The following is a 23,577-nucleotide window of genomic DNA, read 5'->3' as shown; positions in this document are numbered from 1 at the left end:
AAAAATAGCAATGGTTCGTTAAAAAGCTGTTGAATATTAATGGAATTCAAAAACCGTGATCTCGGGAAGAACGCCCACCCTGCCCGGGTAGCCGATAAAACCGAAGCCCCGGTTCACATACAGTTTTTGGGTTCCCTTTTCATAAAGGCCGGCCCATTGTTTATATACATATTGTACCGGGCTCCAGCGAAACCAGGGAAGCTCCACTCCAAACTGCATCCCATGGGTATGCCCGCTCAGCATCAGATCAATATCGGGGTATTTTTTATTGATTTCGGCGTCCCAGTGCGACGGGTCGTGGCTCAATAAGATCTTAAAGGGGTAGTGGTTGCTTCCTTCCGCGGCTTTTGCCATATTACCGTAGCTATGAAAACGTGCCTTGCCGCTAATATTTTGTACCCCGATCAGGCCGATCTGCGAGCCGTTCCGTTCCAGCGGCAGGTGCTCATCCAGTAGCAACCGCCAGCCCATTTTTCCGTGAATGGCCTTCAATCGCTCCAGGTTGGCTTCTTTTTCAGCAGCGTCTTTCCAGGCATGGTAATCGCCATAATCATGGTTTCCCAATGTAGAAAACACGCCCATGGGCGCTTTCAACCGGGAAAATATCTCCATATAATGCTCCATTTCAACAGCGATATTATTGACCAGGTCCCCGGTAAACACGATCAGGTCCGGTTTTTCATTCAGGATCATATCAATCCCCCGGTTTACTGCAGCCTTGTCGCTAAAACTGCCGCTATGTACATCAGAGATCTGTACCATCCGGAACCCCCGGAAACCCTCCGGCAAACGGGGGTATGACAAAGGAACTTTACGGATCCGGTAATTGTATTTGTTACTGAGTCCATAAACCAGGCTGGAAAAGATGGAACCTCCCGCTGCAATTCCCAGCCAGGTTAGGAAATGAGAGCGGGAGATCGCTTCCGTATCGGCTCCCGAAACCTCGCCGATCTCGTTATTGGTTGAGAAGAATTTACCGCCCACCCATTGGGCCAGGCGCCGGATATCGTCCATAAGGAAAAAAACGGCCGCCAGGATCTTGCCCAGAAACAGCGCAAAAATGAGAGTAAAAATGATGCTCCTGCGCAGCTGACCCGCTTCCGCAGCAGGGAGGTAGGGCAGGAGCAGGAGGGTACCCATCGAAAGGACCGTAATACTCCAGTAGCTGATGGTAAAAATGGTACGGTTCCTTGGCGAAGAATAGGCAAACAGCGAAGACCGGATCGCAATAAAAATATAAAGATCAATGAGCAGCATCACCAACAACATCACCCACCAGAATGAGGCATTTCGCATAATAAGGAAGATTTGATTCCAAAGCTAAGTAAATTTTTGATCGGTGCTTATGAGCTATCAGCGGTCAGTTGTCTACTTTCAACGACACCCTGATCCGGAAATCCGTTTCTGAAAGCCGAAAACGGATCGCTGGGAACTGATTGCTGAAAGCTAACGACTGACGGCCGTTTGCTTTTCGGTTTTTTATCAATTTTAAGACTGGCAAATACTTTACATTTGCTTAATTGAAAATTTTTAGCATTTTTTGCACCAGTTCAGAGAGAATTAAAGAAATATGGCAAAAATTATTGGAGTAGCAAATCAGAAAGGTGGAGTTGGTAAAACGACAACGGCCATTAACCTGGCGGCAAGCTTTGCAGTTCTGGAATACAAGACCCTGTTGGTTGATGCCGATCCGCAGGCAAACAGTACTACGGGAGTAGGGTTTGACCTGCACAATGTTACGCATAGCCTGTACGATTGCATGGCCAACCAGGCCCCTGCCCGGGAGGTGATCCTGAAAAGCGATATTCCCAATCTCGATCTGATTCCGTCACATATTGACCTGGTAGGTGCTGAAATTGAAATGATCAATTATCCCAACCGGGAAATGGTACTCAAAAATATCCTGGAAGCAGTACAGCACGAATACGATTTTATCGTGATCGACTGTTCTCCTTCGCTCGGACTGATCACCGTAAATGCCCTTACGGCAGCGGCTTCTGTTGTGGTACCGGTGCAATGCGAATTCTTTGCATTGGAAGGGTTGGGGAAATTACTGAACACAATAAAAATCGTTCAAAGCCGCCTGAATACGGAGCTGGTGATCGAAGGCATCCTGATGACCATGTACGATTCGAGGCTGCGGCTTTGTAACCAGGTGGTGAGCGAAGTACGGCGTCATTTTGACGACAAAGTGTTTGATACCATCATTCACCGGAATTCAAAACTGAGTGAAGCTCCCAGTTTTGGAAAGCCGGCAATCCTGTATGATGCGACCAGCAAGGGCGCCCTTAACTATCTGAATCTTGCAAAGGAGATCCTGCAGAAGAACGACATGACAAAAATTGCCAATAATGAGAAGATACTGGAATGATGCCCGTTCAATGTTCAATGTTTAGGATTCAGCATAGCCTTGAACCTTAAGCCTTAAACTTTAAACAGAAAAATGTCAACTACAAAACAAAATAAGGACGCGCTTGGTAAAGGGATCCGTTCCCTGCTGGGAAGCATCGATGCCGAGTTAAAAGGCAGCGGCGGGGACCAGCTCAAAAAAACGGTGGTGGAGAATGCCACGAATATTTTAAGAATCCCGGTTGCAGATATTGAGGTAAACCCGAAACAACCCCGGCATGATTTTGATGAGCAGGCGTTAAAAGAATTGTCAGAATCCATAAAGATCCACGACATTATCCAGCCGCTGACGGTTTCAAAAACAGCAACCGGAAAGTACCGTCTGATTGCGGGAGAGCGCCGTTTACGGGCTTCAAAAATGGCCGGCCTGGCAGATGTACCGGCTTATATCCGGCAGGCAAACGATGCGCAATTGCTGGAACTGGCCCTGTTGGAGAACCTGCAGCGGGAAGATCTGAATGCGGTGGAAGTAGCCCTGAGTTATAAGCGCATGATGGATGAACTGGATTATTCGCAGGAACAGGTGGCTGAAAGAATGGGTAAAGACCGTAGCACCATTGCCAATTTTATCCGGTTGCTGAAGTTGCCGCCAGATATCCAGCTGGCAGTGCGCAGCGGTGAGTTGTCGATGGGCCATGCCCGGGCTATTATCAATGTAGATACTGTAGAAAAACAACTCTTCATTTTCAAGGAGATAAAAGAAAAAGGACTTTCAGTGCGTCAGACAGAGGTGTTGGTGCGCAACCTGTATAAGCAGGCCGGGGTAGCCAAAAAGCCTGTAAGCAGAAGCGGCCTGTCATCCTCCTTTCAGCGGATCGAAGACAAACTGGCATCGCAATTTGACACCCGCGTAAAATTAAAGCACAGTACCAATGGCAGCGGACAGATCACGTTTGATTATTATTCGGTTGAGGAGCTGAACAAGCTGCTGCACAACTTTAACGTATCCGTAGACTAATTAGTGCTTTATTTGCATGATGCAATTCCTGAACAAGATAATACTGCTGCTTTGCATTTTGGCCGGCACCACGGGGGCCCTTTGTGCACAAAATACCGATTCCACAGCCACAAAGGATACAGTTCCTGTAAAGCCGGACACGGCAAAGGCAGCAACCATGTTGAAGCCTGCAGGAAAGGGAAAGGAGAAATACATCGATAGTGTGGCCCGGAAAGATCCGCGCTACCGGAACCCGGGAACGGCCGCGCTCCGGTCAGCCATATTACCCGGATGGGGGCAGATGTACAACCGGAAAATATGGAAAGTACCAATTGTATATGCTGCGCTCGGAATCACCGGCGGGCTTTTTGTAGACAACCTAGTTTGGTATAAAAGATTCAGGGCAGGTTTTATCGTAGCTACCGAATTCGCAAAACCCCTGGAACAAGGACAGGTTCGGGATAGTACAGGCTATTTTAAGCTGAATGAATATGTACAAAAAATGTTTTTTGGACAAAATAATGACCGGTACGAGACATTAAGAAACACACGGGATGAATACCGGAAAAGTGTGGATTATTCTTTTGTCTTTTTTCTGATCGCCTGGGGGTTGAACGTGGTGGATGCTACGGTAGATGCTCACTTGAGTACATTTGATATCTCTCCTAAACTTAGCTTTAAAGTAACGCCTGGTCACAGCGAAATGGCCAACACGAATGGCCTTAGTTTTGTTTTAACATTTAAATAACAATCGCGAAACATATTGTCACTTTTTTACAAGTACATTATGTTACCAACTTATAAGAAAACCCAAATTTTGAACGCAAACTATTCGACACTAATACCAAAATTTTAAGCTCCTAAATTTTAAACAATCAAAACAATAATTTTATGAAAAAAACGATTACCACATTGGTAATGGGCATCATTGTCCTTACTATTTCCTGCAAAAAGAATGAGATATCTTCTGTTCCTAAAGAAGAAAGCAAACAAGAAGAGCTAGTTAGGGTGGAAAAGGACTATCTGGCTTTTAAAGATTATGAAACATTTTTTGGCTTTTTAGTAGCCGTGAGTTCTTTTGATGGTAGTGAGTACATCCGGAAGTTAGAAAACACAACAAGCTTCAAATCATTGTATTCTTATGCGCGGGACTTTGATGCTCAGTTAGATATTGTTGATAGTTTGAAGGACGCTTCAATGTTTTATAAAGTTAAAAAGGATTTTTCAGATATTATTATTTGGAATGGAGATTCTTCATACAGCTATAACGCTCAAAGTCCAAGTGAAGCCAAATTGATTAACAGGAAAGGCATTGTAAAAGTTGGGAGTGATTTTTTAATTTACAATCTAAAAGGTCATGCAAAATACAATAATATTAGTTACGATGATTTGTCAAGATATTTAAACAGCAATAAGACTTTGCCACGAGCCATTGGACCCAATACAGCACCTCCACCAAATGGATATACCGTTTCATCTTTTGAAAAAAAGACAGACTCGGAAGGTAGTAATAAAAGGCGAATGAGCACAAAATTAAACCTGTTTTCTATTAATACTAATACATATGGCAATCGTGGGTTTCTATCAATTGTATATCACGCAGAGCATAAAAATTGGCTTGGCGTTTTTCGCACTGTGCCATCCGCTATAGCATCAGCAAGCGGGCCATTAAGTGTATCCTTTTCAGACGGAACCTCACAGGGGGTAGATTTTGGAATAGGCGCTCCCGGAGGCAGCCAGAGTACCTTTTTGAATATTATCGATCCTGGTTCGGAATTGGCGGATGGGGTTAGAGAAGGTGTGATTTTAGTTTCAAAAACATTGAAAGATAATATTAATACCATTAGTCACCCTGTTTTTGGTAATTTAGGAGCTAACAAAGGATACATTTCTCGCACAGTCAAGCTTATTGATGATGATCTGATTGCGCAGCAAGGGGCATATTGGACTTTATTAAATACATATTCGTTTGGACTTTTTGGATATTCGAGTGGTGAAGGGCTGTTTCCTACTTACTACGTAAATTATACGATTTGGTTTTAGTATTTCTTTAATTATTTTCAAGCTATTAAACTGGGCTGTTTCAACTTCTGAAATGGCCCAGTTATTTTGTATGAAACCGCTACTTTTGTATCATTGAAAATAAATTTTTGGGAAAAAATGAATATTGCACTTATAGGATACGGAAAAATGGGAAAAGCCATAGAGGCCATTGCACTGGAAAGAGGACATGAAGTGGTATTGAAAATTGATGTAAGCAATGCGCAGGAGCTGAATGCAGAAAACATCGGCAAGGCAGATGTGGCCATTGAGTTTACAGGCCCGCATACGGCGTTTGACAATCTTGTAAAACTAATCGGCTTCGGTGTTCCGGTAGTTAGCGGATCCACTGGCTGGCTGGAAAAAATGCCGGAATTACTGGATGTAATTAACCGCAATGACGGTACGTTCCTGTATGCCAGCAATTTCAGTATCGGGGTAAATCTATTCTTCGAGCTGAATAAAAAGCTGGCAGAACTGATGCACAGGCATGGTTCGTATACAGTAAGCCTAGAAGAAATACATCATACTGAAAAAAAGGATGCGCCCAGTGGTACAGCTATTACCCTGGCGGAACAGGTAATGGAAGTATATACCGAAAAAACAAAATGGGTGAATGATGTGCTGCCCCGGCCTGAAGAACTGCTGATCACCAGCAAACGGATTGACCCGGCGCCTGGCACGCATACCATTACTTATGCTTCTGAAATCGACGATATCTCCATTACACATACGGCGCATAACCGCAAGGGGTTTGCGTTGGGTGCGGTGCTGGCCGCCGAGTTCATAAAAGACAAAAAAGGTGTTTTTTCCATGAAGGATGTACTGGATCTTTAAATAGGCCGGGAATAAAAATCGTGTTGCCCTCTGTTGTTTGGGGGCAATTTTTTTGTCTGATCGTCCATATATTGAAAAATAATTATAAATAACCGGTAACAGCAATGCCGGTGCGTAACGATGTGATAGAATGTGTGGGACTGGATCGCTCCGGGAATGATCTGGGTTAATTTTTGTTTTGGATTTCCCGGAAATCCTTATTTTTAGTCCTTAATAAACCTCAAAAATAAATAATCTATTCGGCTAAATTTGTGAAGACCTGAAATTTTTATGTCATCGCTTAGCTGACACGACGGGTTTGTGAGGTTGCAATGATCTTATTCGTCACAGACAAAACCTTATGTATGGCGCAATTAACTGAACCTATGTTTAGCATTAACGGGAGTCCGTTACTGCAGTTTACCTCATTTTCCCTTCATCAGCGTATTTTTTCGCATCACCAATTTACGTTGGTCTGTCCGGCCCAGTCCATCGACGGCCGGTCGGGTATGTTCACGGCCTCCAAAGAACTGATCGGGGGTAGCTTTGGAGCGCGGATCAGCGGCGTGGGCCTATCGGGCACGGTATTGTTCAACGGGATCATCACCGGTGTGGAAACGGCGCGTTTTACGGGTCACCACGGGGATGTGATCCTTACAGGGTACAGCCCTACGATCGTGCTGGACAGTGGTCCGCATTGCAAGAGCTGGGAAAAGAAAGCGCTGAAGAATATAGCCCAGGATGTGCTGAAGTTTTTCCCGGGCAACCAGCTGGAGCCCAAAGTGCAGCCGCTGTACGGAGAAACGTTGGCATACACGGTACAGTATAAAGAAACGGCCTGGGAGTTTTTGCAGCGATTAACGAGCACCTACGGGGAATGGCTGTTCTGGGATGGCCGCAGCCTGGTGGTGGGTCCTCCGCGGGACACGAAAAAAACGGAGCTGGTATATGGCCGGCACCTTTCGCGCTTTAACGTGGCGTTGCAGGCGCGGCCGGTGCGTTCTCAGCTGCTGGCCTGGGATTACCAGAACAGCCAGGTGTACAGCAGCGAACCGCAGGGGGTGGAGCAGAAGGCTGGGCTGAACGCGTGGGGGGAGCAGGTATACAAGGCCTCCCAAACGGTATATGGCACGCAGCCCAAACAATGGAACCCGCGTTTTTTAACCAATAAGAAACAGCAGGACGACCTGGTGAACCTGCGGAGTGCGGTGGAGAGCAGCAAGCTGGTTCAATTCCAGGGTCAGAGCGGGCATCCGGGCATTTCGGTTGGTTCGGTGGTAACGGTAAGCGGCAGCAATGTGTTTACACTGGGCACGGAGGGTTATGGGGATTACCTGGTAACGGGGGTGAACCATCATGTGGATGCGCGGGGTCATTACGAGAATGATTTTACAGCGGTTCCGTCGGGGATCAAGGTGCCGCCGGTTGCTGTTCCGCGTGATCCCCTGTGTGAAACGCAGAGCGCGATCGTAACGGACAATAACGATTACAACGGTCTGGGGCGTGTGCGTGTGAAGTTTCACTGGATGAATGGTTCGGAGAAGACGCCATGGATCAGGGTAACGAGTCCGCACGGCGGCGGCGGGAAGGGACATTTTTTTATACCGGAAGTAGGGGAGGAAGTGATCGTGGGATTTGAGAACGGGAGTGCAACGAAGCCATATGTGATCGGGTCGGTATACCACGGGAGCGCCAACAACAGCTTCAGCAATGCGGGCAATGATCTGAAAGTGATCCGTACGCGCAGTGGTCATACGGTAGAGTTTAATGATGCGGGTTCGGGTACGCATATCATCATCCGGGATCCCGGGGGTAATGAGATCTACCTGGATACCGCCGGAAAGAACATCACCATCACCGCCCCTGAAACCATGACCTTCAATGCAAAGAATATCAATATTAATGCTGATGAAAACATACGCACCAGTGCCGGAATGAATATTAACACCAGTGCCGGAATCAATATAGGCACCACTGCAGGAGCCAGCATGATGAACAACGCAGGTGTAAATATTATGAACAATGCGGTGAAGAACCTGACCATGACGGCTACCAATATCATTGGAACGGCAGAAGACAACTTGACCCACAATGCATCAAACACTATAAAGAAGCATGGGAATACTATTGAAGCCAGCGCCACAGACGAAGACTTTAAAATTTATAGTGCTAAAAAGGTCGTAAGCAAGAGCGGGGAACAGGGGAATTTTGCGTAACCAATAAGAAGAATGGCCATGGGTGATATTATATTCAAAGCGAAGAATATTGTAGAAACTGCAAAAGACATAACCTGGACAGCGCATGACGGGGATATCCAGTTAAGTGCCAAAGGGCTTATGCGTAAAAACGGAGAGACCGGTGAGCAGTTATTACGTGGGGCGCCACCGGAAAGAGCAATAACCACTAAAAAGGTAAAAAAAATCAATGTTAATACTCCGCTTACGGAAGGGCTGGATGCCGGTGGCGGAAAATGTCAGGGGCTTCAATATGGAACTGCCTATGAGTTCGAAGCGGCGGAGTTTGATGGAGAGGTGCAGCCGGATGATTATGCAAACATAAAATGGGGGTATAAATATCAAAATGAAGAAGGAATTGCCGATTTTGATTTTAATGCCACCGGTAAAAAAATACGGATCAATATCAGCACCCTTGCTGTTTGTGGATGTGATTTAACGGTGTATGCCTATTTTTCGGCCAGAACAGCAGAGGCCAAACATACCGAATGGGTGCATTACCGGTTCCGGTGGTTTTCTATACAGGAGGTAACAAATGAAATAAATAACCGGGTCGTATCCAATAATCCAAAGTTGGGCGCTATCTTAATTAATCAATCCAATACGCCATTGTGCGGCATGGCGATCGTTTTCTATCTTTTTGCAAAAACAAATCCACAGGCGTATTCAAAGGCATCTTTTGATCTGCATCGCAAAGGAGAGGCGGAATTCGGAACGTTTAAGCTAAAACCTAAGGATCCCGTTATTTATGAAATGGACCCGGTTGCTGAAAAGTATCCAAAACTTGGCGGAACCCCTATGCCTAAAATAGATTGGATCGATATGGTTACCCTAAGAAACCAGGAAAACACATTTTTTAACTACACCGGCGAAGCAGGACAGGAGATCTCAGGAATCAACTACCCGGATATGGTAGCACCCTTATTTAAAAATTTTCTCCAGTTTAACGATGTGAAGGACAGTACCCATATTGGGATGAATCCTACGTCAACCAGTAAACAGTATTTGTTAAAGGAAATGGATGAGCAGTATAAAGCGGGCTATAATATTGCCATGTTAATAGATGCTGATATGCTAAAGGACAGCCCTAGCCATTTTGCTCCTGCAGACAATCCTTTCTCCTGGCGGTTTCACTGGATTATTTATGAAGGAAACTACAGTGTAAACAGTCAAAACAATACCTGCTCTTTTTCCTTTTGGTGTTGGGGGAATCCTGTGAAACTGCTGACTATAAAACAAGAAAGTTTTGATACAAATATCTATGGGTATATAAAAGCTAAATAGTGTATGACTGCCATTAGCAAAATAAATTATGGACTCGTTATTCTTTTGTTTTACCTCAGCGGCTGTTTTAACCGGCCATCTGAAAAAGAAATAAATGCATATACCGATCAATGCAATGCTTCTAACCTATGCAGAGAGGGGCTTGCGTTCACGCTGACCGGTTTTCAGATAGATGAAATGCAGCAGGTAAAAACAATAATCAAAAATGCGAGCGGAACGATTGAAAAGGACACCGTTCAGAAACTGGATACATTGAATGTTCGAGCATCTGCAAAGCCCGAAGCGATTTTTGGATATACGTTAGATTCCTTTCATTTAAATAGTATCATCACGATTGAAATGGCGGGAAAAAAGCTGGTCCTTTCCGATTTTCATCTTAGCGCAAAAACGGGTAACAATGCCATGGGGGGCGCAATGCTATATGATTGTGGGCTGGACAGCGCAACTGTAAATGGAGTAAGACGTAATTTCTATTATGGGATGACGCTGGATAAAAAAGATTTTTAATGGCGCGCAGTATCATAAAATGGATGGCTTTTTAAAGAGGTAATGATTTCAAATGACGATGGGATATTTTTCGTCTAGGGCCGGAGACCAGTTGTTAGAATCAGTTGATAAACCCAGTTGTCTGCATACCGTTATTGAAAACATAAATGAATAAAGATCCTTTTTTGAGTATAAAAACATCATATTCTTTTGCGCCTGGCCGGCAGATCATCATCCCCCGGGATGCACTTTGCCGCACGTATGGTACGGTGATTACTTTTGATGAAACGCAGAAAGTACATTATGAAATGGATGTGGCACAACTGGGAAGCCTTGAAGAAGAAGGGTGCCTGTTCTTTTTAAACCGCAAACAGGTGTATGTGAATAATCAGGCTCCTTATTTGCTGGCCGACCGTTTGGCAGATGAGATAGGATCGGTGTTATATCCTTTATTGTTGATGGTTGACCCGGAAGGTGCATTTAAACGGGTCATCAATAGAGCAGAAATGCTTGACCGGTGGGAGAAAAAAAAAGAGGGGATCGCCCGGTATTATAAGGGCGCAATTGTGGAACAGGCCATAACACGGATGGATGTCGTACTGAAGCATGATTATAAACTGAACGAGGCTATAAAGAGCGACTGGTTTTTTGCGGTATTCTTTGCCCGTATTCTGGGCAAACGCGCTTTCAGCTATAAACAGGAACTGGATTTGCAATTCCCGTTGGTTGCATATGGACCAATGGTTAACTACCGGGTATTAGGCCACTTTGATAAAAAGGAAGTTGCGGAGAAAACATTTGCGATTCAATACAAAGGCAATGTGTGCGAGGAGCGAAGTGTAAATGATATCCTGCAAAAAAGGCCGGTGCCCCTGGAAAGGGCAATGGGCTACCCGGGTACTGAAGCAAAAGGTTCTGCAGTGTTAAATTATCTGATTTATAAGAAGGATTACTCCATCCGTTCCGTTTGGGGAATGGTGATGTTACAAGGTGATCCGGATCAAAAAGTAAAATTTGAAACCTACCACCAGGATACAAGGGACCGGCTGTTAAAAGAGGCTGTCAGATTTGATGATGCCGGGAAAAAGAGTGCGTCGGTGGTTTAAAAACAAAAGCATGAGTCAAAAACACCTGGTTTGTAATGGCGCTGTTTGCCAGTGTAAATTCGGCACTACGCCGGATAAGCTTAAAGTAAAGCAAACAGATTTCTTTATCAATGAGAATGAACCCGGCAAAAAGGCAATTGCCAATACGATGGATATTGGTCAGCCCTTTGAAGCCAATACCTTTGGAGCCTGCAAAATAACCAGGAGTGCCTGTAAGCCGGCTATTACGCAATGGCAGGGATTTCATGATAAGCTGACCATGGAAAATGGCGGCATGCCTTTACTGGAAGATAGCAAGGCGATCTGCGCGGTAAGTGGAAGCCCCTGTGTGGAAATCAGTTTTCATGGGCAAACGGCAAATGTGCATGCATCTTCCGGGCAAAAAACAAATGATCATACGCAGAAAATATTAAATCCTTTTTTCAGTTTTGTGGGTTTGGAAGAGATCGGATATACCCGTTTGCCACAAAAGCAATCAGCTAATGGAAACTAAGAATAATCAGTCGATTCAACTGGTGCCGGTAATCAGCGGCGACCAGGTATTTGATAGCAAGAACCGTGTGCTGGTTTTAAAAAGAGCAGGAAATTTTACTGTTTCAGTAGCGGATCTGATAAACGCCCCCAAGGCTGCTCCCAAGAAGGGGGCAAAAAGCAAAGGCAGCGTTGCGCCGGCAGATGCAGCTTCGGGCTATGAAGATGTTAAATGGGTTTGGCGTATTGCCACTTCGGCCGCCGCCATAGAAGGGTTGACGGATGGAGACCGGAACCGTTCATTTAATGCAGGGCTACCAAAATCGGGCAAGCAGATCTCATTTCCTAAAATACTGGAAGGTGGCGGGCTGGTTTGGCTGGAGGCCTACAGGGGAACACCCACAGGGTCGCCGCTGAATGGGATTTTTGTTTGCGCCGTTGGAGAGCCGGATCTGCTGGGCGTGGAATGGCGAAAATTAGTGAATAAAGTGGTTGATGGAAAGGAGGTCAGCGAGCCTGGTGAGATCATTACTGGAAAGGAAGTCAGGTTTGGCGAAACCGTTTTCCTGATGGTGTATACCAAGGGGCTGTACCTGAACGACATTACCGTGCAGTTTCGCGACAGCGATTCCGGTGTCAACAGCGATGATGATTTACCCGCGTACCCAAGACAGAATGGCGTTCCGGTTAATAAATCTCCGGATAGCAATACCCCGGATAAATCGTTGAAAGTGGTGGCAAGAACGGTGAAGTACACCGAATTCAAAGGTGCCGAGGTTATTTCGGAAAAAACAAATGTGGCCACGCTGATCCAAGAACAGCTCTCCACCCTGGAGGGCGCTCCGGGTCAGTACATCCAGTGTGCACAGATTGAAGTGTACATCGATCCGTTCTGGAAGTTTGATGGATTCGACCTTGCCCGTTATCTGAAAATTTATCCTACCATCTCGGGTGTAAAATTAAAACGTGAAACAGCTCTGAGGAGCGCTTTCATCGAGGTTAAGGAAAGCCAGTCCGTTGTGGAATCCAAATTATCGGATGTAGGCAACCAGCCGGTTCTGGCAAAAGACTTTGCGATGAATGTGGGCGCCTTTCAGCAATGCAGGTACGAGCGGATTGTGGCACAATTGCCGGATGAAAAAAGCCCCGATGGCAAAACGGTACAGCGGCAGCCCGTTACGCTTTTTAATGAAAAGAGCACCAACCCGGATGATCAGCGGCTGAAAGAATTTGAAGTGGTAGCCGGAGAAACAGCGAATGTTAAACAGATCACCATTTCGCTGGAAGAACTGTTTAATGATCCCGGCGATTGCATCAGTACTCCCAAGCACCAGGGACATAGCCTTACCATTGTGGGACATCCCGAGCCGGAAGGCCCGGCAGCCGAAAAAGGAAAGGAAAAAAAAACTTCGGTAACGTTTTCCGGAACAACCAAGGGCGAATCTGTATTAGCAGGCGGTGCCAGCAGCAAAGAGCAAAAATTGAAATCCCAGGTAGCGTTAAAAGTCTATACACCTCCTTCGGATGGAAATCGAAAGATTCAGTTTGATGCCCGTTTTATATACAACCGGGAACCGATTGCCATCAACCTGGGCGTTCAGAGCTTTGTGTTCCCGTATGCCTTCCGCTATTTTTGGCTGGGAAACAATGCCGCAGGAAAACCTTATGTTGTCCGCGCCGCTACCTGCCGTTACGACCAGCATGTAAGGATCATTACTTACCCGGACATTGAGTGGAAGCTTGCGATCAATTTTAACAAGTATGATGCCGGTGACGGCGATTTTGAACAGGAACAAAACAGGGGCACATCACTGCGTGTGGTTAGTAATTCCATCCAGCGAAATCCAAGACATCGCCGGGAAATGAACCGGATGAAATGGTCTTCGCTCGGCGAAAAAAAATGGGGAGTGGCGCTTTCTGCAAAGTGGGATGGTAAGGATGAAGTGGAGTTTTCTGAAGAGTTTAAAAAGAACCTGGAGGAGCGGTTAAAAGGGATTAAGGTACTTATCGAATTCATGGAAGCTTTCTTTTCTCCAAAGAACAGCAACGGGCAAAGAGACCCCGAAGCAGAAAGCACCCTGCAGTCGTACTCCAGGAGCCAGCAGTCTGAAATCCAGGACCGGGAAAGAGACCAGCGGAAAATGGAAGAAAAGATCCGGCACCTGGAAACGGCAAAAGAAAAATACAGAAATGCGGAGCCGGGCAGCCGGGAACAGCGGCAGGCTCGCAAAGATATGGAGTCCATCCAGCGGAGTACCGAGCGGAACCTGGGTGGGCTCACAAAGAGAACAGTTGTTGGCTTCGACCTCTTCTGGCCCGCCTTTGAAGGGAGCTTTAGCTGGAAGCTGGTTAATTCAAATGATAACCAGTCCGAAGAACACCGGCGGAAAGTAGGCGTGCTGCTCACGGGGAATATTGGTTTTGCTCCTTTGCTGGGTGCTTCCATTTACCTCGATTTCCTGGCATTGGCACAGCGTTTGCACCCGATAGCGTTTGCTGTGATCGCCATTGCAGATCTTACCCTTAGCCTGATTGGCGATGGAAGCAAAATTGTTGCCGAGCTCCGGGCTACCGGAACAATAGGAGGAACCCTTACCGGATTCCTGAATACACTTACGAAGGAGAACTCGTTTAACAGGGAAGACCGGAGCACCAACGACAAATCAGTGGCAACGGTTACCGGCGATGTGGATGTTACGGTAAAGGTGCAGATCAAACTAAAGAAGAAAAAGCACCTGGTATTTGTAACCGTACAGGGAGAACTGAACGGGGAGGCTTCGGCTACGGCAAAATGGAAGTCCAGGGCCGCAATAGATGCCGATAATAAGGGCTTTTTCGCAAATATTTATGGTAATTTTGACGGGCTGGTGATTGTTGGAAAGGGATCTGCCAAAGGAAGTATATCACTTGATAAAGACGAGGAGGAAGTGGAAGCCGCCAGTGCCGGTGTTGGAGGATCCATTACCTGGCAGGCGATTGATAAAAAGGATGAATCGCTGATTTCGGTCTGCCGGTTCGGTAGTTTTTAAAGAATTATGAAACAATTAAAGCAAATAATATTATTGGCGGTTTGGGGATGCGCTCTTACCTCCTGCGCTCAAAATAGCACAAGGATGACAACTTCTATAAAGGATATTTACAAACAGGTTAAGTTTAAAGATCAGGCAATTGAGTATCGGGCTAATATACAGGTAGGAGCTTCCAGCTTTGAGTTTTATGTAAATGATGTACTGGTGGAGTATTATTTTGGTAATGCTAACGGTACCTTCAATACCAGCACACCTGTAAACAATGCCATCCTGAAACCAGGCAAACAAAAGTGGAAACTTATTTTATATCCTGCATTTCTAAACGGGAAACAGGATAATACGCTTTCACGCAACCTGCTCGTTGATATCGAAATGGAAGGATTAAAGGATACACCCGACGGAAAAGGGGTAAGACCCTCAGCTCCGCCGGACCGGCTTATTGCCATTTCACCGCAGGAACCAGCCAGTCTGTCTGCAATTGCCGGGAAACCGCTGGCCGCATTTGAGGGCGAATTTAATGCCGCCGTTCCTTATACGCTTCCGGGATGGGACAATAGTGAGGATCTGACAAAAGAGGATGAAAAAAAATTGCTGCAGGAGCTGGTTGAAGTCAATCAGCGTTATCTGGATCTTTTTAGAAATAAAGATATGAACGGCATCCAGGAAATGGTGTACAAAAAAGAACAGGAGACCCAACAGGCAAATTTCGATGACCAGGCTGGAAGTATGGAGAACTATACTGCCTATGCCGAGGTTTTTGACCTGCCCGATGCTGAGTTTTTGCCTATAGAAAAATATAAGCTGAAAATTTTCGGTAATGGCCGGCTGGTAGCCCTTGTCAGGAGCGATTTCCCAAATATTGATGAACCTGTTGTTCGGATACGCTATTCAAAAAACGGAAGAAGGAAAATAAAAGCGATGCAGGCCATGTTTCATAAGCCGGCGGGGGTTGGTCATCTGGAATTGATCCGCTAACATCCATGAGCACCGTTTTCAAAAAACTGCTTCGTGACCCGCTGTTCTGGTGGCAGGTACTGTTTTACGGTTTCCTGGCAATGCATCTTAAAAATGACACAGAATACGTTTCCTCCTTTGTTTCCACGCAGATCATTCAGAGCGCATTGCTGGGTATTGCCTGGTTCCTGTTTTTAAAGAACGTACCACTGATTGCGCAATCAAAAAAAAAGGCAGTTAACAATAAATCAGATCATGCAGAACGCCCGCAAAAAGGAAGTACCATCACTGCCGTTCTTTTTGCGATGCACTATGGGATGATGCACGTTGTTGCGTTTGGCTGGATTTATTTATCCGGGCGGTTTACAATGCCGGATGCATTCATGCTGGGCGCCCTGGTACTTACAGGTTTTGCCTATTATTTTGATAATATGCGAAATTATACAAATGCCGGGGGAGGACTGTCCTCCGTTTTTCTAAAGCCTTATTTCCGGATCATTGTGCCGCTGTTTGTGTTGCTGCCCTTGCTGGATAAGGCACCGGAATCCTTCCTTCTGGGAAAGGCACTGCTTGATCTCTTGTTGTATGTGCTGCTAAATCCCCGGTACAGGAGTATGCTGAAGGCGGCATTAAGATAATAAAAGCAATTGGGACCATTCATAAATACATCGCTGATGGCTGATCGCTGTACCCCATCGTATATTGCCTCAATGGCAATCAACAATGTGTATGGCAAGGCTATCTTCTCGAGGTTTTTTCCGCAAACTGCGCCACTTCCCTCGCAAATGATTTAAAGGCAGCTTTAGTAATTTCATCATCGCTCATCATAGCCGGTATGCCCATATCGCCTCCTTCACGGATGCCCTGTACCAACGGTATTTCTCCTAAAAAGGGAAGGTCGTATTCGCTGGCCAGGCGTTTTCCGCCTTCCTGTCCGAAGATGTAGTATTTGTGATCCGGCAACTCCGCAGGCGTAAAGTAGCTCATATTTTCCACCAGTCCGATAATGGGCGCGTTTAGCTGTGCCTGTCCGAACATGGCAATACCCTTCTTAGCGTCGGCCAGTGCCACATCCTGGGGCGTGCTTACGATTACGACGCCGCTTACCTGAGCAATCTGCATCAGGGTAAGATGAATATCTCCGGTACCAGGAGGCATGTCTACGATAAGATAATCCAGTTCGCCCCAATCTACATCGGTAATGAACTGTTTAATGGCGCTGCTGGCCATTGGCCCCCGCCATACCACAGCCTTACTTTCATCTACCAGCAACCCGATGCTTAAAAGCTTAATGCCGAAACGCTCCAGAGGTACAATCATGCCCTTGCCGTTTACATCCTTCATCATCGGACGCTCTCCCCGAACCCCAAACATGATGGGAACACTCGGACCATAAATGTCGGCGTCCATCAGCCCCACAGCAGCACCGGATTGAGCGAGCGCCAGGGCCAGGTTGGCGGCAACGGTACTTTTTCCCACACCACCTTTTCCGCTCACCACCGCAATAATATTTTTGACGTCGGGCAATACTTTGGCAGGTGCAGCGGCAGCAGCCGGTGCTTTGGGTGCAGCACTGCCAAATCCCACTTTTACCAGCGCTTTTTCATTTACCTGTGCTTTAATGGCCTGAATACAATCGGATTTTACTTTTTCTTTCAACTGTGCATCCGGGCTGGGCAGGTCGATATTGAAAGAAATATAATATTTTTCAATCACAAGATCTCTTACCATGTTAAGCGCCACAATATCTTTGTGAGATCCGGGGATATGAACCGTACTCAATGCCTGTAAAACAAGTTCTTTTGTCATTTTTTTACTAAAGCTTATGTTAAATTCACTACAATCCGCAAAGTTAAACATCCTATTGGGCATTTTGTTGTCTTATTTACAAATCGTTACTTAAATTTGAGGCTGTGAAGAAAATAATCATACCGGTTATTGTTTTATTATTTATTATCCCATCAACTGCGAATGCCCAGTTTGAGAAGGCACGTGATTCGGTGATCCAGCTTTTTGGGATCGTAATGTCCTCCGACAGCCTGTATGGAATTCCTTCGGTAAGTGTTACTGTCAAAGGTTCTTCGCGGGGAACCATAACAAATAGCGATGGCGTGTTTTCGATAGCGGTACTAAAAGGCGACCAGATCGAATTTTCACATGTGACCTATAAACCGATCATAAAGCCCATTCCGCGCGACCTGGAAGGAAACCAATACAACATGGTTGTATTGATGACCGAGGATACGGTTTACCTTCCTGCCGCCATTATCCGGCCGCGCCCGACGCCGGAACAGTTTGCCCGTGATTTTGTAAACGTGCGTGTAGCGGATGATGAGATGGAGATTATCCGGAAGAACAATACAAAGGAAATGCAACGTGCCATGTTAAAGAAAACGCCTTATGACGGGCGTGAAGTTACCAATATGCAGCTGAACATGATATCCCAGAAAGCACGCTACCAGGGGCAGATACCGCCGATGAATATATTTAACCCGGCCGCCTGGTCTGAGTTCATTAAGTCATGGAAGCGGGGCGATTTCAAAAATAAATAAGGACTAAGGTTTTTTGAGATAATATTCAAAGCTGAAGGCCTCCTCCAACGTTACCGCAGCATCCTCGAATACGGCAATAATTTCATCAAATTTTTCGAGCTGGCCCAGCGATAGGTTTACAAACCGGATTGCTACGGGAAGTTCAATAGCGCCGGTAAGTACATCATAGAGCGCATCCAGGTTGTTTCCAAAAAAATCCGGGAGCGCCAGTTGCGTTACGGCCGTTTTGTAAAAGTCTGCTTCTGTACCGATCCGGTCAAAATCAAAAATGATTTCTTTCATATCACTTATTTTTCCTCAAATGTTTGGTAATGATCTTTTGTTACAAAAACCAGGCGATCGCTCGAAAATAGCATACGGTCCGCATTGCGCCGGCCGCAGGCATAGTTTAAATCCGCCTCATACCAGGTTCTGCCGCTTTTTACGGGCAGGGCTTTTTGCCGGTTGGTAAAAACATCGCCGCCGATGGCCCTGCCCGGAAGTGCTTCGCAAAGATTACCTTCGGAGGGGTTCCATCCCCTTTTCCGGGCTTCTTGTTTGGTAATATAACAGTCCGGAAGCTGCCCTGTTTTTTTTATATAGGGGACCACAACGGCTTCGCTGGTCAGTGTTTCAATAGAAGCCGTTGATTGAGGCTGCGCGTCTGCGGGCACATATGATGCTGCGCCGGGCTGTACCGGTGCATCGGAACTCCGGTGTTTGCACCAGAAATAGCCCAGCACAATAACAGCCACCAGCAGCAGCACCCGCCACCTGTTTTGTTTTTGCATTTTTTATGGCTTTAGTACACAGGACAAACCTACAGTAAAAATTGCGATGTAACGCCGGGTGTCGGCTTTTTTATATCTTAGTAAATAATAAATGTATTCTTTATGATCAAAAATGTTTCCGTTATCGGTGCAGGCACTATGGGCAATGGGATTGCACATGTATTTGCGCAAACCGGGTATAATGTGGTATTGATTGACGTGGCCGCCGCGCAATTGGATAAAGCACTTCAGACCATTGAAAAAAACCTGGACCGCCAGCTGGTGAAAGGAATGATTACAGAGCAGCAAAAGCAGGAAACATTGCAGCAGATCGCCCTGGAAACAGATCTGCAGAAAGGGGTGGCAGGTGCCGACCTTGTGGTGGAAGCGGCCACGGAAAATGAAGCAATAAAGCTTGAACTGTTTAGAAAAATCGACGGAGCAGCACCGCAGCATTGCATCCTGGCTACCAACACGTCTTCGATTTCTGTTACAAAAATTGCATCGGTTACCAGCCGCCCGGCACAGGTGATCGGGATGCATTTTATGAATCCCGTTCCGGTGATGAAGCTGGTGGAAGTGATCAACGGGTATGCAACCGGCACCGCAGTGTCGGCCACTATTGTTGACCTCAGTAAAGCGCTGGGCAAGATACCGGCCCTGGCCAATGACTACCCGGGCTTTATTGCCAACCGCATCCTGATGCCCATGATCAACGAAGCGGTATATAGTTTGTATGAAGGAGTGGCCGGTGTGGAAGCCATCGATACCATTATGAAACTGGGTATGGCGCACCCGATGGGTCCCCTGCAGCTGGCGGATTTTATCGGGCTGGACGTATGCCTGTCAATTTTAAATGTACTGCACAAAGGATTTGGGAATCCCAAATATGCGCCCTGCCCACTGCTGGTCAATATGGTTGCCTCCAACCGGTTGGGTGTTAAATCCGGTGAAGGGTTTTATACCTATGCGCATGGCACAAAGGACTTAGTGGTGAGCGAGAAATTCCGGTAGCGCATCGATGGGCGTTAAGCCGCCGGATGTTTTTTCCCAGCCATAAGTGAGGTTGCCGTTGGTAATGACCAGGTATTGCGCGGGTAATGCGATATGATACCGCAATACCTGGTTCAGTACGGCATCGTTTAACAGCACCTGTTCGGCTTTACACTCAATCAGCATCCAGGGCCGGTGCTCCGGATCGTATACAAGAATGTCGAACCGTTTTTTTAATTCCCCCAGCCGGATCTCTTTTTCCAATGCGATCAGTGTTTTGGGGTAACGCATATTGCGTAAAAGATAGTGTATAAAGTTCTGGCGGATCCATTCTTCATCCTGGAGCACCAGCCATTTCCTCCGCAATGCATCAAAAATATGCGGCTGACCATTGCGGGTTTCGATCCTGAACTCGGGTTCCGGATATTGAATGCGTATCATTTGATCCAAAAATAATGGTTAAATTAGCTATGCGAATGAAAATTTGGAATAATGTTGCAGGAAGCGGGGGTTATGGGCTGTCTGTGTCTCGCCCTGAAACGTATACTACCGGGCCGCAATAAAGGCAGAAATCACAAAAATGCATCTTCAATTAAAAGAAATTGGATGAAAACAAAAACAGAGATCGTAAAAAACTGGCTGCCCCGGTACACGGGAGAAAGTCTGAAAAATTTTGGGGAATATATTTTGCTGACCAATTTTGGCAACTATGTAAAGTTTTTCGCGGAATGGAACAACGTAGAGGTGGTAGGGCTCGATAAGCCCATGCAATGTGCAACAGCCGGAGATATTACCATCATTAATTTTGGTATGGGAAGTCCTACAGCAGCTACCGTTATGGATCTGCTGACCGCCATTGCTCCCAAGGCCGTTTTATTCCTGGGCAAATGTGGCGGTCTGAAAAAACGGAATAAGGTAGGAGATCTGATTTTGCCGATCGCCGCCATCCGGGGCGAGGGCACTTCTGATGATTATTTCCCCCACGAAGTTCCGGCCCTGCCGGCGTTTGCGTTGCAGAAAGCTGTAAGTACCACCATCCGCGAGGCTAAAACCGATTACTGGACAGGTACTGTTTACACAACGAACCGCCGCGTTTGGGAGCACGATGAGGAGTTTAAAACTTATTTGCAGCGCATCCGTGCTTATGCCGTGGATATGGAAACGGCCACGATTTTTACGGTTGGTTTTTATAATAAGATTCCCACCGGTGCTCTTTTGCTGGTGAGTGATCAACCCATGATCCCCGACGGTGTAAAGACCGCGGAAAGCGATAAAAAAGTAACAGCAAAGTATGTGGAAAATCATCTCCGGATCGGTATTGATTCATTAAAGCAGCTGATCAATAACGGTCAAACGGTACGGCATCTGCGGTTCTAATCTAAAAAAAAGTATATGAAAAAAAGTTTATCTGGATTGATTGTTCTGGTGGTACTGTTTCAGGCATTTACTGCTTGTTCTTCCAAAGCCTCCAAAGGCGGAAGTGCCAAACTGAAAGCGCGGTTTGAAGTGGCGGGTATGTGTTCCAACTATACTTTTTCCGTAATTGAAGGAAGAGTAGACCCGTCGCTGGTGGAGGCTACCTGGACCAATCCACAAACCAACAAAACATACTGGAAAGCTTTCGGCATCAGCAATCCCTGTAATTTTCCTTCGAATATAAAAGAAGGGGATACGTTTTATTTTGAGATTATTCCTGCAGAAAAGGACTCCAAGTGTGCCGTGTGTATGGCTTTTTATCCTACCCCCGAAAAGAAGCTCAATATTAAAGTAATCCAGTAATGCAGGAGCCTTTGTTGGACATCCGGGATCTGAGGGTTGATTTTGTTTCCGGTGATGTAGTGAATCATGCGCTGAAAAAGATTTCAGTGACGGTACATTCAAATGAGATCGTGGCGCTGGTGGGCGAATCGGGGTCTGGTAAATCGGTAACGTCTTTATCGGTGCTGCAGCTCATTCCATCACCACCGGTCAAATATGCGGGGGGCGCCATCCTGTATTATACAGAAGATGGCCATAGCATTGACCTGTTGCAGCAAAGCCGGGAGGCCCTGCAGGCGATCAGGGGAAATGCCATTTCTATGATCTTCCAGGAGCCGATGACCTCCCTGAACCCTGTTTATACCTGCGGCAATCAGGTAGCTGAAGCTATCCGGATCCATACCCGGGTAACAAGGGAGGAGGCCAGGGTTCGGGCGATACAATGGTTTGAGCGGGTACAGCTACCGGAGCCGGCGGCTATTTATAACCGGTACCCGCATCAGCTTAGTGGAGGGCAAAAACAACGGGTGATGATCGCCATGGCGATGTGTTGTAAGCCCCGGCTGCTGATTTGCGATGAGCCTACTACGGCCCTGGATGTAACGGTACAGAAAACGGTGTTGCAGCTGATCAAAGAGTTACAGCGGGAAACCGGTATGGGCGTTATTTTTATTACACATGATCTTGGCGTGGTAGCGGAAATAGCCGACCGGGCTGTTGTATTATACAAAGGAGAGATCATGGAAGAGGGATCAGTGGAAGCATTATTTCGCAATCCGAAGCACCCGTATACGAAGGCCTTGCTGGCCTGCAGACCTGTGAATCATAAAAGAGGTACCCGGCTTCCGGTGGTCAGCGATTTTGTGGGTCCTGCGGCAAAAGATGCGGCCGCACCGGCAGGCCCTTCTCCCGCAAAACAAACGGAGAACGCCTTTCCCGCAAATTGTCTGATAAAAGTAGAGCGGCTTTCTGTTTGGTTTCCCCGCGAACGTAACTGGCTTGGAAAGCCGTTGAGCTATACAAAAGCAGTAAACGAGGTAAGCTTTGAGATTTTTGAGAATGAAACATTAGGCCTGGTAGGAGAGAGTGGCTGCGGAAAAACAACATTGGGCCGCACGCTGTTGCAATTGGTGCCTCCCACTTCCGGCAAAATCAATTACCGGGGAAAAGATATGATGCTTTTTGGAAAAGCCGAACTGCGCGGGTTGCGGAAGCAATTGCAGATTATTTTCCAGGATCCTTATTCGTCATTAAACCCGAGGAAGAAGATCGGGCTGGCGATAGAAGAACCACTGAAGGTACACCATATAGAGCCGGATGCCGCGGCCAGAAAAAGAACCGTGGAACTATTGTTGCAGAAAGTCGGATTGCTTCCGGAGCACTACCACCGGTATCCACATGAGTTTAGCGGAGGGCAACGGCAACGCATTGTGATTGCCCGGGCGCTGGCGCTGCGTCCCTCATTTATCATTTGCGATGAATCGGTTTCAGCCCTGGATGTAAGCGTACAGGCCCAGGTATTGAACCTGCTGAACGACCTGAAAAAAGAATTTGGTTTTACAATTGTCTTTATCAGTCATGATCTTTCGGTGGTGCGCTATTTCAGCGACCGGATCATTGTGATGAACAAAGGCCGGATCGAAGAGAGCGGGCCTGCAGAAGCCATATATGAAAATCCACAAAGCGCTTATACAAAAAAACTGATCGATTCTATTCCCAGAGGAATTCAGGACCGTCTTTCGGGGTAACTGCCTGCTGT

Annotated in this window: 23 protein-coding genes; 18 read left to right on the top strand and 5 right to left on the bottom strand. The window is 46.4% G+C overall.

Translation table 11 applies throughout. The features are described 5' to 3' along the window. Positions 1-36: 36 nt before the first annotated feature. Positions 37-1,296 (bottom strand): metallophosphoesterase, encoded by a 1,260-nt coding sequence (locus LL912_RS13695; RefSeq protein WP_235554141.1) that lies wholly within the window; start codon positions 1,294-1,296, stop codon positions 37-39. A 274-nt stretch (positions 1,297-1,570) separates the two neighbouring features. On the opposite strand from LL912_RS13695, the gene LL912_RS13690 reads away from it, so the two are divergent. The 13 genes from LL912_RS13690 (at position 1,571) to LL912_RS13630 (ending at position 16,404) form a co-directional block, all read left to right on the top strand. Beyond that, the gene (locus LL912_RS13690; RefSeq protein WP_235554140.1) at positions 1,571-2,371 is read left to right on the top strand and encodes a ParA family protein; all 801 of its coding nucleotides are present in this window, start codon (positions 1,571-1,573) and stop codon (positions 2,369-2,371) included. A 72-nt stretch (positions 2,372-2,443) separates the two neighbouring features. Next, the gene (locus tag LL912_RS13685; RefSeq protein WP_235554139.1) at positions 2,444-3,367 is read left to right on the top strand and encodes a ParB/RepB/Spo0J family partition protein; all 924 of its coding nucleotides are present in this window, start codon (positions 2,444-2,446) and stop codon (positions 3,365-3,367) included. Between the two features lie 16 nt (positions 3,368-3,383). Then, positions 3,384-4,094 (top strand): DUF5683 domain-containing protein, encoded by a 711-nt coding sequence (locus LL912_RS13680; protein ID WP_235554138.1) that lies wholly within the window; start codon positions 3,384-3,386, stop codon positions 4,092-4,094. 143 nt (positions 4,095-4,237) lie between these two features. Beyond that, positions 4,238-5,389: a hypothetical protein gene (locus LL912_RS13675; protein WP_235554137.1), complete on the top strand. Its 1,152-nt coding sequence runs from the start codon at positions 4,238-4,240 to the stop codon at positions 5,387-5,389. A gap of 117 nt (positions 5,390-5,506) precedes the next feature. Continuing rightward, positions 5,507-6,223, top strand: coding sequence for a 4-hydroxy-tetrahydrodipicolinate reductase (gene dapB / locus LL912_RS13670; RefSeq protein ID WP_235554136.1), 717 nt, complete (start codon positions 5,507-5,509; stop codon positions 6,221-6,223). Positions 6,224-6,567: 344 nt separating this feature from the next. Next, a complete protein-coding gene (locus LL912_RS13665) occupies positions 6,568-8,418 on the top strand; it encodes a type VI secretion system Vgr family protein (protein WP_235554135.1) in 1,851 nt (616 codons plus the stop codon). A gap of 18 nt (positions 8,419-8,436) precedes the next feature. Beyond that, complete coding sequence (locus LL912_RS13660) at positions 8,437-9,720, top strand: hypothetical protein (protein WP_235554134.1); 1,284 nt, start codon at positions 8,437-8,439, stop codon at positions 9,718-9,720. 3 nt (positions 9,721-9,723) lie between these two features. After that, positions 9,724-10,227, top strand: a complete 504-nt coding sequence (locus tag LL912_RS13655; RefSeq protein ID WP_235554133.1) for a hypothetical protein — start codon at positions 9,724-9,726, stop codon at positions 10,225-10,227. A gap of 164 nt (positions 10,228-10,391) precedes the next feature. Beyond that, complete coding sequence (locus LL912_RS13650) at positions 10,392-11,312, top strand: hypothetical protein (protein ID WP_235554132.1); 921 nt, start codon at positions 10,392-10,394, stop codon at positions 11,310-11,312. A 10-nt stretch (positions 11,313-11,322) separates the two neighbouring features. After that, a complete protein-coding gene (locus LL912_RS13645; protein WP_235554131.1) occupies positions 11,323-11,805 on the top strand; it encodes a DUF4280 domain-containing protein in 483 nt (160 codons plus the stop codon). Beyond that, positions 11,795-14,812: a hypothetical protein gene (locus LL912_RS13640; RefSeq protein ID WP_235554130.1), complete on the top strand. Its 3,018-nt coding sequence runs from the start codon at positions 11,795-11,797 to the stop codon at positions 14,810-14,812. Before LL912_RS13645 ends, LL912_RS13640 begins: the two co-directional genes overlap by 11 nt. Before the next feature lie 84 nt (positions 14,813-14,896). Then, the gene (locus LL912_RS13635; RefSeq protein ID WP_235554129.1) at positions 14,897-15,787 is read left to right on the top strand and encodes a hypothetical protein; all 891 of its coding nucleotides are present in this window, start codon (positions 14,897-14,899) and stop codon (positions 15,785-15,787) included. 5 nt (positions 15,788-15,792) lie between these two features. Then, positions 15,793-16,404 carry a hypothetical protein gene (locus LL912_RS13630; protein ID WP_235554128.1) on the top strand — a complete coding sequence of 204 codons (612 nt, stop codon included), beginning with the start codon at positions 15,793-15,795 and terminating at the stop codon, positions 16,402-16,404. Positions 16,405-16,504: 100 nt separating this feature from the next. Here LL912_RS13630 and LL912_RS13625 read toward each other — a convergent pair whose 3' ends face one another. Next, positions 16,505-17,575 (bottom strand): Mrp/NBP35 family ATP-binding protein, encoded by a 1,071-nt coding sequence (locus LL912_RS13625; protein WP_235554127.1) that lies wholly within the window; start codon positions 17,573-17,575, stop codon positions 16,505-16,507. Between the two features lie 104 nt (positions 17,576-17,679). Between LL912_RS13625 and LL912_RS13620 the strand changes: the two genes are divergently transcribed. Further along, positions 17,680-18,318, top strand: coding sequence for a carboxypeptidase-like regulatory domain-containing protein (locus LL912_RS13620; RefSeq protein WP_235554126.1), 639 nt, complete (start codon positions 17,680-17,682; stop codon positions 18,316-18,318). Between the two features lie 3 nt (positions 18,319-18,321). Here LL912_RS13620 and LL912_RS13615 read toward each other — a convergent pair whose 3' ends face one another. Next, positions 18,322-18,600, bottom strand: coding sequence for a barstar family protein (locus tag LL912_RS13615; protein ID WP_235554125.1), 279 nt, complete (start codon positions 18,598-18,600; stop codon positions 18,322-18,324). Between the two features lie 5 nt (positions 18,601-18,605). Then, the gene (locus LL912_RS13610) at positions 18,606-19,088 is read right to left on the bottom strand and encodes a ribonuclease domain-containing protein (protein WP_235554124.1); all 483 of its coding nucleotides are present in this window, start codon (positions 19,086-19,088) and stop codon (positions 18,606-18,608) included. A gap of 102 nt (positions 19,089-19,190) precedes the next feature. On the opposite strand from LL912_RS13610, the gene LL912_RS13605 reads away from it, so the two are divergent. Further along, entirely contained in the window at positions 19,191-20,081 is an 891-nt protein-coding gene (locus tag LL912_RS13605; RefSeq protein WP_235554123.1) for a 3-hydroxyacyl-CoA dehydrogenase family protein, read from the top strand. Here the strand turns inward: LL912_RS13605 and LL912_RS13600 are convergent. Further along, entirely contained in the window at positions 20,055-20,501 is a 447-nt protein-coding gene (locus tag LL912_RS13600; protein WP_235554122.1) for a type I restriction enzyme HsdR N-terminal domain-containing protein, read from the bottom strand. The genes LL912_RS13605 and LL912_RS13600 overlap by 27 nt on opposite strands. Positions 20,502-20,666: 165 nt before the next feature. On the opposite strand from LL912_RS13600, the gene LL912_RS13595 reads away from it, so the two are divergent. The 3 genes from LL912_RS13595 to LL912_RS13585 are packed head-to-tail and all read left to right on the top strand — an operon-like array spanning position 20,667 to position 23,566. Beyond that, positions 20,667-21,437: an AMP nucleosidase gene (locus tag LL912_RS13595; protein WP_235554121.1), complete on the top strand. Its 771-nt coding sequence runs from the start codon at positions 20,667-20,669 to the stop codon at positions 21,435-21,437. Positions 21,438-21,452: 15 nt separating this feature from the next. Continuing rightward, the gene (locus LL912_RS13590; RefSeq protein ID WP_235554120.1) at positions 21,453-21,839 is read left to right on the top strand and encodes a hypothetical protein; all 387 of its coding nucleotides are present in this window, start codon (positions 21,453-21,455) and stop codon (positions 21,837-21,839) included. Beyond that, positions 21,839-23,566 (top strand): ABC transporter ATP-binding protein, encoded by a 1,728-nt coding sequence (locus tag LL912_RS13585; protein ID WP_235554119.1) that lies wholly within the window; start codon positions 21,839-21,841, stop codon positions 23,564-23,566. The genes LL912_RS13590 and LL912_RS13585 overlap by 1 nt, the downstream gene beginning before the upstream one ends. The last annotated feature ends 11 nt before the right edge of the window (positions 23,567-23,577 follow it).

It is taken from the genome of Niabella agricola (assembly GCF_021538615.1).
Lineage (GTDB): Bacteria > Bacteroidota > Bacteroidia > Chitinophagales > Chitinophagaceae > Niabella > Niabella agricola.
Note: the sequence above shows the minus strand (reverse complement) of the source record. Positions and strands in the feature narration are given on the sequence as shown.